This is a genomic window from Prevotella disiens (genome assembly GCF_900454955.1).
Classification (GTDB): Bacteria; Bacteroidota; Bacteroidia; order Bacteroidales; family Bacteroidaceae; genus Prevotella; species Prevotella disiens.
Window position 1 is genome coordinate 1,420,747 of record NZ_UGTL01000001.1, and the last position, 16,628, is coordinate 1,437,374.

General features: G+C 37.5%; 13 protein-coding genes. 10 read left to right on the forward strand and 3 right to left on the reverse strand.

Translation table 11 applies throughout. The annotated features are described in order from the left end of the window. Nucleotides 1–420: 420 nt before the first annotated feature. Both DYI03_RS06250 and DYI03_RS06255 read left to right on the forward strand, forming a co-directional pair. Entirely contained in the window at nucleotides 421–924 is a 504-nt protein-coding gene (locus DYI03_RS06250) for a DUF6591 domain-containing protein (RefSeq protein WP_021669766.1), read from the forward strand. 209 nt (nucleotides 925–1,133) lie between these two features. Beyond that, nucleotides 1,134–2,249, forward strand: a complete 1,116-nt coding sequence (locus DYI03_RS06255) for a porin (protein WP_021669767.1) — start codon at nucleotides 1,134–1,136, stop codon at nucleotides 2,247–2,249. 790 nt (nucleotides 2,250–3,039) lie between these two features. On the opposite strand, the gene DYI03_RS06260 is transcribed toward DYI03_RS06255, so the two are convergent. Together DYI03_RS06260 and DYI03_RS06265 are read right to left on the reverse strand one after the other, a co-directional pair. Next, nucleotides 3,040–3,744 (reverse strand): TetR/AcrR family transcriptional regulator, encoded by a 705-nt coding sequence (locus DYI03_RS06260; RefSeq protein WP_025064853.1) that lies wholly within the window; start codon nucleotides 3,742–3,744, stop codon nucleotides 3,040–3,042. Continuing rightward, nucleotides 3,745–4,977 (reverse strand): aminotransferase class I/II-fold pyridoxal phosphate-dependent enzyme, encoded by a 1,233-nt coding sequence (locus DYI03_RS06265; RefSeq protein ID WP_115367911.1) that lies wholly within the window; start codon nucleotides 4,975–4,977, stop codon nucleotides 3,745–3,747. A 267-nt stretch (nucleotides 4,978–5,244) separates the two neighbouring features. On the opposite strand from DYI03_RS06265, the gene DYI03_RS06270 reads away from it, so the two are divergent. From DYI03_RS06270 to DYI03_RS06310, 8 genes are all read left to right on the forward strand, one after another. Further along, a complete protein-coding gene (locus DYI03_RS06270) occupies nucleotides 5,245–5,454 on the forward strand; it encodes a hypothetical protein (protein ID WP_025064831.1) in 210 nt (69 codons plus the stop codon). Between the two features lie 72 nt (nucleotides 5,455–5,526). Beyond that, nucleotides 5,527–6,318 (forward strand): leucine-rich repeat domain-containing protein, encoded by a 792-nt coding sequence (locus DYI03_RS06275; protein WP_021669946.1) that lies wholly within the window; start codon nucleotides 5,527–5,529, stop codon nucleotides 6,316–6,318. Next, on the forward strand, nucleotides 6,315–7,808 hold the full coding sequence (locus DYI03_RS06280) for a cysteine peptidase family C39 domain-containing protein (RefSeq protein ID WP_021669945.1): 1,494 nt from the start codon (nucleotides 6,315–6,317) through the stop codon (nucleotides 7,806–7,808). The genes DYI03_RS06275 and DYI03_RS06280 overlap by 4 nt, the downstream gene beginning before the upstream one ends. Before the next feature lie 2 nt (nucleotides 7,809–7,810). Beyond that, nucleotides 7,811–8,629 carry a GLPGLI family protein gene (locus DYI03_RS06285; protein ID WP_025064828.1) on the forward strand — a complete coding sequence of 273 codons (819 nt, stop codon included), beginning with the start codon at nucleotides 7,811–7,813 and terminating at the stop codon, nucleotides 8,627–8,629. Then, nucleotides 8,629–11,058, forward strand: coding sequence for a carboxypeptidase-like regulatory domain-containing protein (locus DYI03_RS06290; protein ID WP_021669943.1), 2,430 nt, complete (start codon nucleotides 8,629–8,631; stop codon nucleotides 11,056–11,058). Before DYI03_RS06285 ends, DYI03_RS06290 begins: the two co-directional genes overlap by 1 nt. 130 nt (nucleotides 11,059–11,188) lie before the next feature. After that, on the forward strand, nucleotides 11,189–13,066 hold the full coding sequence (locus DYI03_RS06295; protein ID WP_115367866.1) for an IS1634 family transposase: 1,878 nt from the start codon (nucleotides 11,189–11,191) through the stop codon (nucleotides 13,064–13,066). A 263-nt stretch (nucleotides 13,067–13,329) separates the two neighbouring features. Continuing rightward, a complete protein-coding gene (locus tag DYI03_RS06305; RefSeq protein WP_115367912.1) occupies nucleotides 13,330–15,528 on the forward strand; it encodes a peptidase domain-containing ABC transporter in 2,199 nt (732 codons plus the stop codon). Between the two features lies 1 nt (nucleotide 15,529). Further along, on the forward strand, nucleotides 15,530–16,009 hold the full coding sequence (locus DYI03_RS06310) for a hypothetical protein (RefSeq protein WP_115367956.1): 480 nt from the start codon (nucleotides 15,530–15,532) through the stop codon (nucleotides 16,007–16,009). Between the two features lie 16 nt (nucleotides 16,010–16,025). On the opposite strand, the gene DYI03_RS06315 is transcribed toward DYI03_RS06310, so the two are convergent. Continuing rightward, nucleotides 16,026–16,445 carry a plasmid mobilization protein gene (locus DYI03_RS06315; RefSeq protein ID WP_099836916.1) on the reverse strand — a complete coding sequence of 140 codons (420 nt, stop codon included), beginning with the start codon at nucleotides 16,443–16,445 and terminating at the stop codon, nucleotides 16,026–16,028. Between the last annotated feature and the right edge of the window lie 183 nt (nucleotides 16,446–16,628).

Here is a 16,628-nt window from a genome sequence, read left to right on the forward strand (position 1 = left end):
TCGTGAGAGTCTCCTTTTCTTTTTTATCGTATTGCTAGTTGTTATTCACTATTGACGGCGGCTATCTTGGTGGCTACTCGCCCCCAAACCCCTCGGTGTTTTATGGCATAGATTATTAAGAGCTACGCCATATTTTGTTGCAGTTCTATATTGAACTTAAGGTATCAAAATACCAAAATATCCACGTTCAGAAGCAAATGGAAAAGTGGTTATAAGTATAGCTTTGATAGCTATAACTATCATAGATTTTGCTTTTGCATTCTTTGCGTTAGAAGTTTCTACAATGATAATTCCCAATGCAATAATAACACTCTTAAGTTTGTTTATAGTGAAATTAATTTATAAATCAAAATTGTAGTAAAAAGGCAGTATTTAAATTCTAAACAATATTATTTACACACAATAAAAAAACAAAAAAGTATGAAAAAGTTAATTTTTAGTGGATTTTTGGCTCTTACAAGTATGGGGCTAGTTAGCTTAACATCTTGTAATGAAAAAAAGAATGATTCAGCAGTAACTGATACTATGACAAATAGTGTTGACACTTTGTTATCAGATGATACGATAGATGGGAGTGGCAATAACGAAAGTTCTGTTTCTGAAAGTAGTGAAAGTTCTTCATCAAATATTGATGAACTGATAGAAAGCTATGATAAATATGTTACAGATTACATTGCTTTTGCGAAGAAAGCACAAAAGGGTGATGTTTCTGCAATGCAAGATTATGCTCAAATGCTTGAAAATGCTCAAGATTTACAGGAAAAATTGAATGCTGTTGAAGGCGAGATGACACCTGAACAGTTAAAGCGTTTTAATAAAATCGTTTCTAAATTGGCAAAAGCATCATCAGAATCCATTGAAGCTGCTGGTGATGCTATTGATGCTTCTGGAAAAATGTTAGATGCAGTTAAAAATATGCAATAGAAATATATTTGATTTTTATATACTGCCTAAATTATAAAAACTTATTTAATGAGGGTGTGTCATTTTGACACACCCTCTTATCTGTATAATAAAATCAATGCTTTCAAAAACAGTTTTTTGCTAAAAGGTTAAGAATTGTTTCTTTTTATTACAAATAATACTTATCTTTGCAGGGTCAATTAAAATTTATTCATTAATAAAATAAACACATGAAAAAGTTTTTCTTATTAGCTGCAACAGCATGTTGCTTCTTAAACGCTGATGCACAAACCACTCCGAAATGGATTAATAATGTAAAGCTATCAGGGTATGGCATAACTCAGTACCAATATACAAGTCGGAAAGATGCAAAGGCAAACTCTTTTAATTTGCGTATGGCACGTATATCGCTTGACGGTAAAGTGCTAAATGACTGGTATTGGAAAGCCCAAATTCAATTCAATGGTAATACATCTACCTTGGGAGCATCGCCACGTGTGGTTGACTTATTTGCTGAATGGCAAAAATACGACTTTTTCCGTGTAAAGGTTGGACAATTTAAAAATCCTTTCACATTCGAAAATCCAATGCACCCTGTAAAGCAAGGGTTTATGGGCTATGCGCAAGTAGTTACAAAATTAGCAGGATTTAACGACAGAGCTGGCGCACACCCTTCGAATGGTCGTGATATTGGTGTTCAATTTCAAGGCGATTTCTTAAAGAATAGTAAGGGTAGAAACTTGCTGCACTACCAAATAGGTGTATTCAATGGTCAAGGTATCAATATGAAAGATGTAGACCAACAAAAAAACATCATTGGTGGCATTTGGGTAATGCCAGTCGAAGGCTTGCGCTTAGGTTGGTTCGGTTGGAGGGGCTCATACGCTCGCAAAGGCACATGGACAGAGAATGACAAAAAGGTAGAAGGATTGCGTAAATTGCAACAACGCCGCTATGCTTTTTCTGCCGAATACGTTGCTAACGATTGGACTTTCCGCTCTGAATATATTCATTCTACAGGCTATGGTTTCGAAAAGACAATGACTAATACAAACGATGCAACAGCAACGAACTGTAATTTGAGCAAGAATGGCGACCAAGCCCAAGGTGTTTATGCTTTGATGATAGCCCCTGTAATCAAGAATAAATTATATGCAAAGGCGCGATACGATATGTATCAACCTTCAAAGGGAGCTGAAAAACAATGCACACAATACGAAATAGGTCTCAACTACAAATTTAATAAGAATATTCAACTCACAACAGAATATGCTTATATCCACGACAAGGCTCTTCCTGAACCAAACTATTCAGTAATAGACGCCCAATTAAGTTTCCAATTTTAAAGGAAATTTTAGTAAAACACAAAAAAGTACGGATAAAATTGCAGATATTTGCGATTATATCCGTACTTTTGTAATTATATTAACAAGAGATAACGTATTTTAAAATTAGAGGATAACGATGGCTAACTTAAATATACTTGGCAAAAAAATAAACAAAGGTTATAGTCGTAATCACGACCAATATAGTGCTTTTATTCCAGAAAAACACGCATATACGCCCGCAAAAGATTCAAGAATTTTGTATCTTTCAGATAATCAACAAACTAAGAACGAATAAAGGATAAATGGGTTACGACTTGGAAACGAGCGAGTTTCTTTCCATTTCTTTATCCTGCAATGCCTCAAGGAACACATCAATTCGATAATGCAAAGATAATATATTCTGATGAAAACAGTGGGGTTTTATGGAAATAAATCGTAGATACACCTTAAATTAGTCACATCTAATTCTAATGGAAGTAATTTGTTCAAGTTTTAGTGCTGTTATTATGCTATCAAAAAGGCTCATAATTAATCATTTTGATGTGTAAAATGAGAAAAGAGTTCTGTCGGTGATGGTACAAAAGGTAAAGATACAAAAAGAGAATGCGTCAAAACTAAAATAGGGGCTGCCCGGTAATACTAATTGTAACTGTTAAATATAAAAGAGCCATATCAAACGCTGCATTCAAGTGCTGATATGGCTCCTTCCTCTTTTCATTGTCTTTAAGAGAGGTTTAGTTTTAGATTGTAAGACTGTGACAGTAATATCTTAGTTTTGACACATCTTCGATATTATGAAAAGTATTCATTAAATCAGGCACTCTTTTATAATCTCATCACTTATTCCTTTTTCCTTAAGACGTTTGGCAATCACTCTCTTATAATTGACCTGTTCGTGAAAATGGAAAATCATTTTACCAAATGTATCCAAGGCTTTTTCGATGCGTTGCTGCCCTTCAGCCGTGTTCAAGTCAATGTCTGAGAATTTGGAACGTTCTCTGTGAAGGTTAAGGTAATAAATGCCACCGATTATCAGGGATGATATGGCGGATATATCAATACCAGTGTCCTTGAATTTCTCTTCATAGATATTGACAAGAGGTAAAGTGTGCATTTCTCTGAGCATGGCCGTACGGACTGTGGTCTCATTTCCTTCAGCAATCTCCCAGCGTAACAGTTCCAACATCACTGATTTATCTTGAAGTGCTTTCTGTACATCCTTGAAAATACTGATATAGCCCAATTCTGAATCTGTAGGAAATTGAACACCAGTGAGCACATTCTTAAACCAATAGTCATACCTCTTAACGAATTCATCATAAAATTTGCTAAGATTGTCATATCTGTTATAGAACACAAGCGGCTCTATTCTGGCTTTCTTGATAAGCTCTGTCACCAGCATTGATGCAAAGCCTTTTTTCTTAATCAGACTTTCTGCTGCCTTGATAATGTCTGCCTGTATATCGACGTTTGTCCTTCTGTATCTTTTGGGTTTATTTTCTTCTTCTGCCATCTAAAAAGGAATTGATTTTCTGATTTCCAAAAGAGCAGTCACTAATTGCTCTAACTGTTCTATCTCGTGAGAAGCCAATACACTAACTCTAAGCCGTGCTTCTTTGGTTCTTACCGCAGGATATGTGATACCGCTTACAAAGATACATCTTTTTTGTAATTCACGTGCTATTTCATATACTTTTCTATTGTCTCTCACCATAATAGGAAATATGGCTGATACCGAGCAGCCTATATCAAAGCCTTCCTCTGTTAGTCGTTTGCGCAGATAATTGACATTAGCCCACAACTTCTTGCGAATCTCTGGTTGTGTCTGTATGAGTTCCAGTGCCTTCAGTGAAGATGCTGCAACCTGTGGAGTCATTGCTGCGGAAAAGACATTACTGTCAGCATAATATCTCAGATACTGAATCAGTTTTTCTGACGCGGCAACGAAACCGCCGACACAACCGAAAGATTTACTGAAAGTACCTGTAATAATATCAACCTGCCCTAGACAATTATAATATTCGGCAGTTCCCCTGCCGCTTTCTCCCATAACACCAATGCCGTGAGCATCATCCATCATAAGAAGACAATTGTGTTTCTTGCAGACTGCAATATACTCTGGAAGTTTTGATAAATCTCCATTTTGGGAATAGACCCCATCAATGATGACCAATCGAGTCTGATATTTTCCCGTTTCCCGTTCAAGGATCATGTCAAGATAGTCAATGTCGTTGTGTCCTATATGCTTTACATTGGTTCCTATTAAACCACTTGTGGCACTGGTATGGATATACGAATCAATGTAGGCTATGTCATTTTTTCCCAATATAGCACGAAGCAGACCTGCGTTGGCACCAAAACCTGATGAAAATAGAATGGCATCTCCTTGTCCTACAAACTTTGCAATGCCTTGTTCCAACTGCTGATGGATGTCTAAATAGCCTCCTATGGCTTGAGCGGCACTTGCCCCTGTACCGTATTTCAGGACGGCATTTATACCAGCCTCCTTGGTCTCAGTCCTTTGCGACATACCAAGGTAATCATTAGAAATGTATGCGGAAACCTCACCGTCATAGCCCTCGATCTGCATCTTGGATCCAACTCCTGTTCTTGCCATGACCCAATAGCTCTTGCAGCCGAACTGATCCATCTGGTCTATATAACTTTGGAAGTTTTGGCTACGTTCAATGACATTCTCGTTAGGAGAAATTTCAAAATCTTTTAATGAAATTAATTTTGTATCCATATAGACAATAAATAATGTGTAAATAGTAAACGATACTACAAATATACCGCAAATACTCATAAAATACAATTTTTTTTAAAAAAAATACTGATTTTTCTTGTTATAAACAATATAAATATGTATATTTGCAAAATATAATTAGAATAAAAAATGAATTGATCAAATGGTTCTATTGTATAGAAAAAATAAAAACTTGTTGTTTCGGTTAACAGACTCGGCGAATCAATGAGAATGTATAATATTCGAGTCTATCTAAAAATTAATAGTATGGAAGTATTCAAAAAACAATCCGAAAACTTATGTTTGCAACCCGAAGATTTGCGTGCAATTCGTGGTGGAAGTGCAGAAAATTTAACAAGTAATAACCATGAAAGTGAAGCAAGTTTTCCATGCACAGTAAGAGAGACAGATGGTTCAACACGCACAAAGCAAGTTTCTTCCGTTCAAGAATGCTTAGAGTTTGCAGGAATGTGTTAATGACAAGGTAACGAAAACTGGTCAGTACTAAATTTTGACCAGTCTTCGTGTTTTTTTCAATTTATACATTTTATGAAAAAAATATTTATAGTCCTTTTGTTATTTTTTTTCTCACTTGAATTTGTCAAAGGTCAGACCTCTAAACTTGGATATGAGGTCTCGGACTCTGCAGGGGTCCTTGAACTTGTAAAATGGGAAAGAAAAGATAGTATAGTGGATTTAACTAAAGAAGATAATTTAAAACAGGTTAAGGCTATAGGAAATTGCTGTTTTGTTTTTAACGATTACATTAAAACGGTCATACTTCCCGAAGGGGTGGAAATAATCAAAGGAAGAGCTTTTGATACTTGTAAAAATCTACATCATATATATCTGCCAAATTCTCTGAGAATTATTGGACAAAATTCTTTTAATATGTGCGAAAATTTACGTTTAGACTCACTGCCCCCAAATCTTAAAAGGATAGAATATGGGGCATTTTGGGATTGTTGCAGGATTACAATTTCAAAAATACCAAATACTGTTACTTATATAGGGGGTAAGGCATTCACATTGTGTGAAAGCATACAGGAATTGGTATTGCCCGATTCTATCATAGAAATAAAAGAACGCACTTTTGCAGGTTGTAAAGGATTAAAAAAAATAAAACTTCCCAATTCTCTGCAAACTATAGAGAAATATGCTTTTGCACGTTGTTTAAGTTTGGATGAGATTTCCTTACCTGCATCTATTCAAAAGATAGGGATACAAGCTTTTATTGGTTGCACTTCATTAAGATTAGTTATCCTACCCCCAAAGGTGGAAATAGAAAATAATGCCTTTGACTTGTGCAAGAATGTTGTAATAAAAGAAATTCAAAAGTGACATTAATAGCTTATATTCTTAGACTACTGAAAGTACCCTTTACAAATAAGAATTTGAGAGGAATTTTTTGGACTCACCCTGATAGGGACAATCTATTAGGGTATGCAAGGATATTATCTTATTATGGGATTAAAATAAATGCAAAAAAAATCGATAGTTTAGATTCTATAGACAAACAAGAACTTCCATACCTTTCATATTTAACTGACTATAAGTTCGTTTTAATTGAAAATTTTACATACTCAGATGTATTAATTCATGATGGTTTTCGTAAAAAGAGGCTATCGCGAACAAAGTTTATAAATCAATGGAACGGAGTTGTATTACAACTAAAAAAAACAGAAACAGCAATTGAGCCTTTTTATCAAAAAAACAGGAAACGTGCATTTGAGAAAGTCGTACTATTTTTTGTTTTCTTTATTTTAACTTTAATTTTAGTAGCAGCGCAACATTCAGTTATCTTTTCAATAAAAACGTTAATAAATATTGGAGTAAATATCATAGCATGCCATGCGTCTATTACACTCTTCAATAAGTCTTTTATTCCATTTGAGAAACCTAATATCTGTTCTATCTTAAATATATTTCAATGTAACTTACCGAAAAAGAATATATTTAAGATAGACTTATCAGATATAGGAATCTCATATTTTGGAACAGCTATAGTCGTATCACTGCTCTTTCCTACTTTATATCCAGAACTTTCTGTATATTATATTTTAGCAATACCTTTTAGTTTATGGAGCATTTTTTATCAGTGGATATGGATAAAAAAAATATGCCCTTATTGTACAATTATTCAAATATTAGTCTTATTTCTTGCTCTTTATAATTTAGAGTTTACTTTTGGAGGATGTATAAGATTCATAGATGTTATAGCGATAGCGGTTATTTTTATGTTCTTATTGCTTCTAATAGAAACATTATATAGACCATATTATGAAAATATTGTTGCCCTCTTTGAGAACACATATAATTTAAATGTCTGTAAAACAAAATTAATAAAGCAAAAGTTAAATGATAAGCGACAAGGACCTATCTATGACGAAGCTCCTCATAATATTGAACTTGGAATGGAATGTGCCAGTAACAACTTAACCATAGTTATCAATCTACATTGTCACTCTTGTGGAGTTGAATTCATTAAATCTTATAATTTATTAAAACTTAGCCGAACTGTTAAAACGAAATTTGTGGTAGCTTGCTGGTCAAAAGAGCAAAAATATGATTTTAGTATTTTATTATCACTTCATACTCCTACTCTTCCTATTGATAAACTTATTTTTGATTGGTTTTATTTTGGAAGAGAAAAGTTTATAAAACATTATTGCAAAAAAAATAAGAGCAAAGATAGCACAAAAAATTATATAATATTATCACATTATAAATGGTTTAAAAATAATCATATAGGAGAAACTCCTACATATATCCTAAATGGAGAAAAACTTCCATCAGGAATAACGATATTAGATATTATTAATGCATGTTAGTTATGAAACAGAATTATTTAGTCCTCTTTTTACTCATTCCTTTACAAGTTTTCGCTCAGAAAACAAATAATAATTATGAATGTATTTACGAATACACTGTAAAAACAGCGAATGCCGAAACAGAAACTTTTACAACGATATTGCAGTTTGATGCTATTCACGCTAAGTTTGTCGACTATGCTACTTTTCAGTTAGACTCTTTGATGCAGACAGGACAAGCAACCGAAGAGCAGGTAAAGAAAGCAGAAGAGCGCGTGGTGAAAACAGCCTACTACTTTGACCAAACTACCTTTGTAAATGTAGCAGACAAAACAATCTCCGTGTATAGTGTTATCCCTCCAAGTCTTTATTATTATCAAGAGGGGGTGAACGGTATTTCATGGCAACTTACCGAAGAGATCGATACTATATGCGGCTATCTATGTAATAAAGCGGTAGGAGAGTATGGCGGACGTACTTGGAATGTCTGGTTCTCATCAGAAATTCCATCCCAATTCGGACCTTGGAAGTTTGGTGGATTGCCTGGACTGATAATGTATGCTTGTGATACCGAGAATATCCACCGCTTTAAAGCTATTACGTTTAGACAAGGTACTACGCCAATCACTGCGCCTAAAATATCTAATAGCATTACTACCAGCCGTGAAAAATTTATCAAGGCAAAAAATCACTTTGAAGAAAACCCGATAGCCAACATCCCTACTGAGAGCATTACGGACATGAGAGTGGAAAAAGGCGACGGTGGAAGCAACTCTGTTTTTATCAATGGGGTACAAGTACGCCTACGGACAAATGGCTATGTGCCTTTAGAGATTAAATAATGATGAAAAGATTACTCCTTTATATTCTCTGTCTTTTCGTTTGGATGCAAGCACAAGCTCAAAAAAACTATACGTTGACTGGAATTGTGTCGGACTCTAATGGTATGCCAATAAGCAATGCCAATGTGCAGATTTTAGAAAATAACAAGCCCATTGCCTATAGCTTTACCAATGAGAAGGGAAGCTATGCTTTAAGCTACAATAGTTCTAAAACGCAGGTGCTACTTTCTATCGGCCATATCTCGTTTGAGAAAACCAAGCTAGTAATAGATAGTAAAGAAACAAAAAAGAACATTACTTTACTTGAAAAAAAGACGCAGTTAAGGGAAGTTGTTGTAAAGGCTCCACAAATAATTCAGCGCGGCGATACACTTTCCTATCGGTTGAGTTCTTTCGCAGGGAAGGGCGATTACACGCTTAGAGATGCAATGAAGCGATTGCCCGGTATAGAAGTAACTAGTTCGGGAAGTATAAAATATCTAGGAAAGGATATCTCCAATTTTTACATTGAGGGAATGGATCTTCTTGGTGGACAATATAATGTAGCCACAAACAATATCCCAGCAGACTACGTTACATCTGTGCAGGTGTTGAATAATCATAAAGATGCCAAAATGGACAAAGACGTGCTATCTGATGATGTGGCAATAAATATAAAACTTTCAAAGCACGCCAAGTTTAAACCAGTCGGGACATATGAAGCCATTGGAGGTTTAGGCAGTAATGGAGGACTTTACCAAACTAATGGAGCTGGTATGCTCTTCAAATCGCGTATGCAACTTTTGGGAACATTTAAGATAGGGAACATAAGGGAGTTTGCTACCGATGAAAATATCAATCATTTTCTAAACGACCAGTTAGAATCTTTCGGTGTAAAACTATTGGGCAACTTATCTTCTTCTAGTGCACCACTCAAAAGAGAAAGGTATATCCATCCCAAAGATTATTCCGTTAGTTTCAATCTACTCAACAAACTGTCGGAAAACAAGTCGTTAAGAACAAATGTAGGCTATGCTTATTCCCAATGCAACTATGCTTACAATCATAAGATGTTTTTTGGTAATGGTTTGGACGAATTAGTGCAAGATTATCAATACCAACCTGCCTTCACACTTCACAAGCCTACCCTGACTATCGAATACAAGGACAATAGCGATAAAAGATATATCACCAATCGGTTTTCATCAGTGGCTTTGTTCGTAAAATCGGAATTGCCAACAGTTGAAAACAATAGCAATTCGGTCTTTCAAAATGAGAAATATCACGATTTAGGGTTTTCCAACAATCTTTCCATACGTTGGAAAACAAATAAGTTTCGCTGGAGTCTTTCTTCTCTTCTCAATTATACTACTATGCCTAATGGCACTATTCGTGTTTCAGACGTAGGAGTAGCCTCTTTTCTGCAAAGTGCAGACAGCAAACAGTTTACGAATCAGGAAACTATTTCTGCCACTTATGAAAGAAGAGCCTCACGATTTTATTTTCCTCTTTCATTCCAATATCGTAGCGATAGGGTTAATTCAGCTTTGATAACTGATGACTATTCAGGCTTTAACCTCGTGAAGGGAAATGAATTAGATTTTTCATTCTCTCCACAATATGAATATACCCACCCACAACGGAAATATAATTTCAAAGCAAGCGTATCATTGGCTACAACAAGAATCGATTTTGAAAACGAAGGAACAACTCCATTAAAGAAGCAGAAATGGAGCTTTGTAATTAATCCTTCATTTTATTTTCTATACAATGTTACACCAAGAGCTACGATAAGGCTTCAAGGGGCTTTTGCAAACAAGATAGGTGATTTGGCTGATTTTATAACAGCACCGATACAAACCAGTCTGAACTATCAAAGGTACAGTTTAGGGATCTTGAGTGAGAATAGGAGTGTTACGCTCAATGCTATTTACGATTTAAAATATCCAATAGAAATGTTTTTTTTTAATTTTGGTATAGGCTACACACATCAGCATAACAATTTATTGTCGGCGCAGAATGTGTCGCAAACATTGATTAAGGAATGTCCGGTACTAAGTCCTAACAGCACTGACAATATTAATACCTATTTCAATATTACAAAACAGGTAAAAGCTATCAACACCAAGTTTTCGCTGTACGGAATTTATATGCACAGCAAAAGCTTGATGATGCAAAACAGTATGATTTACAGCTATTCGTGGAACAGTCTAAATGTTGCTCCATCTGTTTCATTCAAACCTGTTTCTTTTATGGAGTTATATTATACTTATAGCTTTTCAAAGAACTTTACAAAGGTACAAAACGTGTCAAAATCTTTCTTGTCGCAAACACATGATATCAACTTGGTATTACAGCCTGTAAAAAATCTGCAATTCAAGGCAATGGCAGATATTTCAACAAAGGAAATGTATCAACCCAAGTTTAACGGGCATAATTATTTTTCATAAATTTTCAGTGTGTTTTGAGGGTTTCAGGTTTGCTAAGTACTTAATAATCAGCCGTAGCGTTTTCTGAATACGGAGTAAATCTGATTTGTAGGACACCAGCATATCAATTTTTTTTTGTTACTTTGCACCTATGCACGCAAATGTACAGACACGTTTTAATCCGGCAACTGGTGAAAAGGCTCTTTATTATAGACTAAAAGAGTCATATCGTGACGTGGCTGGACACGTACATTCGCTCATTCTGCTCAATATTGGTTTTGAACCTTCTCTCACAGCCTTGCAGGTGAGAAGGATTGCTTTTGCACTTACAGAGCGTTTTAAGAACAGAGGAACTAATTCTTTATTTGGCAAGCATTTGGAGGGACTTACTGAACTGGAACAGGCTAAGGCGGATGAGTGGTGGCAGCGGATGAAAGAGGAAGGTGGAATTGATAGATTCGATAAGAAGGAACAGAAAGCAAGAAAGGAGTCTGAACGTTATATCGATCTTGCTACGGCAGAACATACTGACGCAAGGAATGTTGGTGCAGAATGGCTCTGTAAGCAGACCATTGATAAGCTGGGACTGGAAGAGTTCCTGCGTGACCAAGGATGGAGCAACCATTCTATCCACACCGCACTCTCTGCGCTCATCATCCGGACTGTGTATGCCGTGTCTGAACGTTCCTCGTATTATTATCTCAGGGATAATTCGGCTGCCGCCGAACTTTACACTAGTTCGCAAGACTGGACTCCGGGTATCAATGCCCTGTACAAGGTAACGGACAAACTCTATGAACTCAAAGAGAAGATAGAATGTCACTTGTGCAATGTAACAGATAACCTTTTTAATATAGATAACAAGCTGATGCTCTTTGACTTGACAAATTTCTACTTTGAGGGTAGTAAGCGTGAAAGCAAGAAGGCACAGTTTGGTAGGTCAAAAGAGAAGCGATCAGATTGTAAACTTCTCGTCCTGGCCCTGTGTATCAATAAGGAGGGCTTCATACGCTATTCTTCTATCCTGGAAGGTAATACGGCTGACCCTAAATCACTGCCTGATATGATAGATACGCTGGCAGACAAGAATCCTGTACAAAAAGAAAAATCGCTTATTGTGATGGATGCAGGTATTGCAACCGGAGAGAATCTAAATCTTATTAAGGCAAAGGGTTACAACTATCTCTGCGTATCTCGCACCAAGCTGAAAGATTACACGCTCAGTGAGGACCATAAGAGCGTGATGGTAAAAGACGCCCGAAAGCAAACAATAACGCTCAACAAGGTACACACCGAAGGTGAGGACTACTATCTTGAGATAACCTCTCCATCTAAGGCTATGACCGAATCGTCAATGAACAAACTTTGGCGTGAAAGGTTTGAGACAGAGCTGAAGAAGATAAATGATGGTATTGCAAAGAAAGGTGGAACGAAACTCTACGAGAAGGTTGTAGAGCGTACGGGACGAGCCATACAGAAATATCCTTCTATCGCAAGATACTATGCGATAGACTACATTAGAAACGAAGAAAAACCAAAGGAAATGCTACGTGTAGACTGGAAGCTCAAAGACCTCTCAGCCATCGAGTCCGGACACGGCGTATACTTCCTACGGACCAATGTAGAAACACTCGACGAGCGTACCACATGGGACTATTACAACCTCATACGGGAAATCGAATGTACCAACAGGCAGTTGAAGACCGACCTGAACCTCCGTCCTATATATCATCAGACCGATGACCGGAGCGATGCGCATCTTTTCTTCGGTCTGCTTGCCTACTGGGTGGTAAATACCATCCGCTGCCAGTTGAAGCGAGAAGGCGAATCCTGCTATTGGACCGAAATCGTGCGGAGGATGAGCACCCAGAAACTTGTAACCACGGAAGGTAGGAACCCGTTAGGAGACATCGTACAGATGCGACAATGCAGCAATCCCTCAAAGCAGGCAACTGCTATATACGATAAATTAAAACTGAAATATGCACCATTCAGAAAAATAAAAATTTGTAGGACACAGAGTCCATAGCCAAAACTGAAAAAGTATAATAATAGCAAGATTCTACGATGATAGGTGTTAAACTTGGGTCAAGATCTTACCAAGACTATGGCTATCTTCGATGCAGGGGTCAGTTACAGACACAAAGCATTTCGTTTCAGTATTGATATGAGAAATATTTTCAATCAACAGTATTATAGTTACACCATTTTTAACATGATGAATACCTACGCTTACAGTTATCACATGAGAGGAAGAGAGTTGCTTTTTACTATTTCATTAACAAAATAAGAATGGCAGGTTTTGTTTTTATAAAGCAACATGACGCTATGCAATGTGGAGCAGCATGCTTAGTAATGTTATGCCATTTCTATGGCAAAAAATATTCTCTACAACAAATATCAAAGAGCTTAGAAAGTTCAAAAGGTGGAGTTTCTATGTATGATATTAGTGAACTAGCAAAAAAAATAGGATTAAAATGTAATGGGAAAATAGTATCTCTTGATATTCTAAAGACTTATAAAAATCCCTGTATCCTACACTGGGATCAGAATCATTTTGTCATCTTATGTAAATATAAAAAAAGAGGGGTTGTTGTTGCAGATCCAGGGAAAGGAATACTCGAGTACGATATAGATAGTTTTAAGCGACATTGGGCAAGTACAGAAAACAATGGTATTCCTTGCGGAGTTATACTATCTGTTGAACCTACTCCCACCTTTTATAATTATAACATGGTACAAGAAGGGGATTCAAAGAATCTGAAATTCTTATATAAGTATATTGGAAAATATAAATATTATTTTCTTCAGCTAATCATTAGTCTTTTAATAGGTTCGCTTTTACAGTTAATCTTTCCGTTTCTTACTCAATCTATTGTAGATATGGGAATTGGAGGGAAAGATATAAATTTTATCTGGCTTGTTCTATTAGCAGAACTTATGCTATTGTTCAGTCGAACAACTAATGAATTTATTCGTTCCAAGATACTTCTGCATATTTCAACCCGTATCAATATTTCATTAGTTTCTGATTTTTTTATAAAATTGATGAAATTACCAATGAAGTTCTTTGATACTAAGCAAATGGGTGATATCTTGCAACGTATCGAAGACCATAGGAGAGTAGAACAATTTCTTACATCAAGTAGCCTGAGCCTACTTTTTTCATTCTTTACCTTCTTAGTGTTTGGGGGAATTTTGGCTGTTTATAACCTCGGTATCTTTGCCGTCTTCCTCATCGGCACAATCCTATATGCAGGTTGGATTATCCTTTTCCTCAAAAAGCGCAGACAGCTCGATTACAAATACTTCGAGCAAGCAGGGCGCAACCGCAACGTCACCTACCAACTCATAGGCGGTATGCAGGAAATCAAACTGCAGGGGTGCGAACAGCGCAAACGTTGGGAATGGGAGGACGTGCAAGCCGACCTGTTCAAGGTGAACCTGCAATCCCTCAATCTGCAACAGGTACAGCAGGCGGGCAGCATCACCATCAACGAGGTGAAGAACATCCTCATTACCGTTCTTGCCGCCACTGCCGTGATACACGGAAATATGACGCTCGGTATGATGCTGGCGGTGCAGTACATCATCGGACAGCTCAACAGCCCTGTGGAACAACTTATTCAGTTTATCTACTCATGGCAAGACGTAAGCATCAGCCTTGACCGCATGAACGAAATCCACACCGAGACCAACGAGGAAAATGTCGAACGGACACGTACCGCCTATACGGACAAGACCACCAAAGGACATTCCCTCACGATAAAAGACCTATCCTTCAAATATGATATCTACAGTCCGAAAGATATTCTATCGAATATCAACCTCTCTATTCCCAACGGCAAGGTAACGGCAATCGTGGGAGCGAGTGGAAGCGGAAAGACAACGCTCGTAAAACTCCTTTTGGGATTCTATGAGCCACTGAATGGAAACATCGAGATAGGCAATGCCAATTTGAGTGAATATAACCTCGGCTGGTGGCGAAGCCAATGCGGTGCGGTGATGCAGGAGGGATATCTCTTCTCCGATACCATTGCGAGAAACATCGCCATATCTGACGATGAGCCCGACATCGAACGTATCCGTCATGCTGCCCGTGTAGCAAACATAGCCGACTATATAGAAGCCCTGCCTTTGGCTTACAACACGATGATAGGACAGGACGGACAAGGCATTAGTCAAGGGCAACGACAACGCATCCTTATTGCAAGGGTAGTTTATAAGAATCCAATGTTCGTCTTCTTGGATGAAGCGACCAATGCCCTCGATGCCAACAATGAACGAGCCATTACAGAAAACCTCTCGGAGTTCTACAAGGGAAAAACAGTTGTAGTAGTGGCACACCGCCTTTCCACTGTTCGCGATGCCGACCAAATTGTAGTTTTGGATGAAGGTAAAATTGTAGAGGTAGGTACACACGAGGAACTGACTGCTAAACGTGGTAAATATTTTGCCTTAGTAAAGAATCAATTAGAACTTGGCAACTAATATGGAAGAAGAAAAGAAACCAGAACGCAGTTACGAACTTCGTAGCGAAAAAGTTCGTAGTATCGTAGGACAGATACCCTCCTCGCTTATCCGTTATGGCATTACCGCCATCGGAATGGTGTTGCTTTGTCTTTTTGCTGTAGCCTATTTCCTACCCTATAAACAAGTATATTCGGGTACGGCTACCATACACAAAACGGCAACCACACCAGTGGACAGCACGAATATAACCATCTTGCTTAAGTTTGAGAACAAATGCCCAGACAAAGTGAAGGGACAAATAATTTGTCTGCAATCTCCATATAGAACGTTTGTAGGACAGATACAAGACCTTTCTTCCGTCCGTGACACATTGGAGCGCCAGGAAGCACTATGCCGTTTCAAGTCAGCCGACATAAAAACTGTAGAAAACCAAACGGTGGATTTCCAGATAACTCGAACATCGGGCAATCTGCTGCAAAAAATGCTTGGGGACATCTAATTCCATCGCACATTCCTTATCTCTCTCGATAGTCAATGGTTAAACTCACTGCTTTTTCTTGCAAGGCAGTGAGTTCTTTTGTCAAACCGATAAGCTCCCGCAACAAAGCCTGTATGCTTTTCTCTGCCGTATAAAGGCGCATCAGTCGTACCACCTGATTGTAGTTCACTCCAATTTTATATACTTGGGCTGTGAGTTCAGAGAGCTTGCGATAATACTCCACGGCGGACTTGTCCACCGTTATCACCTTGAACTGCTCCCCCAATAATCTTGCGCGCACGAACTCTGACTTGGACATTGAGCCTGATTTGTGATAGAGGTCTATCACTCGTATTTGGTCTTTCGGGTCTGGTAAACGGACGTGCCAATCGTCCCACTTGTCGGGCATATCACCATACTTTTTCGCTACTCTTTTCCTTGATTTATCGCTTGCCATATTCTCTTGTTTTTATTTCTCTAATCACGACTTCGGAGTGATTTTATTCCCCATTTGGGGCAAGGGTCTTTGTGGGACAAACGGCAGTTTGTGTCACAAAGACACACCTTGCCTGTATAAAGAAAGAGACAGTTTGTTATGTTCCATAAAGTAACCTTTCTGGGGTGCTTTTAATAGACGAGA

Coding starts and splice junctions, on each gene's coding strand:
- DYI03_RS06250 (WP_021669766.1), top strand. CDS start 421: ATGAAAAAGTTAATTTTTAGTGGATTTTTGGCTCTTACAAGTATGGGG.
- DYI03_RS06255 (WP_021669767.1), top strand. CDS start 1,134: ATGAAAAAGTTTTTCTTATTAGCTGCAACAGCATGTTGCTTCTTAAAC.
- DYI03_RS06260 (WP_025064853.1), bottom strand. CDS start 3,744: ATGGCAGAAGAAGAAAATAAACCCAAAAGATACAGAAGGACAAACGTC.
- DYI03_RS06265 (WP_115367911.1), bottom strand. CDS start 4,977: ATGGATACAAAATTAATTTCATTAAAAGATTTTGAAATTTCTCCTAAC.
- DYI03_RS06270 (WP_025064831.1), top strand. CDS start 5,245: ATGGAAGTATTCAAAAAACAATCCGAAAACTTATGTTTGCAACCCGAA.
- DYI03_RS06275 (WP_021669946.1), top strand. CDS start 5,527: ATGAAAAAAATATTTATAGTCCTTTTGTTATTTTTTTTCTCACTTGAA.
- DYI03_RS06285 (WP_025064828.1), top strand. CDS start 7,811: ATGAAACAGAATTATTTAGTCCTCTTTTTACTCATTCCTTTACAAGTT.
- DYI03_RS06290 (WP_021669943.1), top strand. CDS start 8,629: ATGATGAAAAGATTACTCCTTTATATTCTCTGTCTTTTCGTTTGGATG.
- DYI03_RS06295 (WP_115367866.1), top strand. CDS start 11,189: ATGCACGCAAATGTACAGACACGTTTTAATCCGGCAACTGGTGAAAAG.
- DYI03_RS06305 (WP_115367912.1), top strand. CDS start 13,330: ATGGCAGGTTTTGTTTTTATAAAGCAACATGACGCTATGCAATGTGGA.
- DYI03_RS06310 (WP_115367956.1), top strand. CDS start 15,530: ATGGAAGAAGAAAAGAAACCAGAACGCAGTTACGAACTTCGTAGCGAA.
- DYI03_RS06315 (WP_099836916.1), bottom strand. CDS start 16,445: ATGGCAAGCGATAAATCAAGGAAAAGAGTAGCGAAAAAGTATGGTGAT.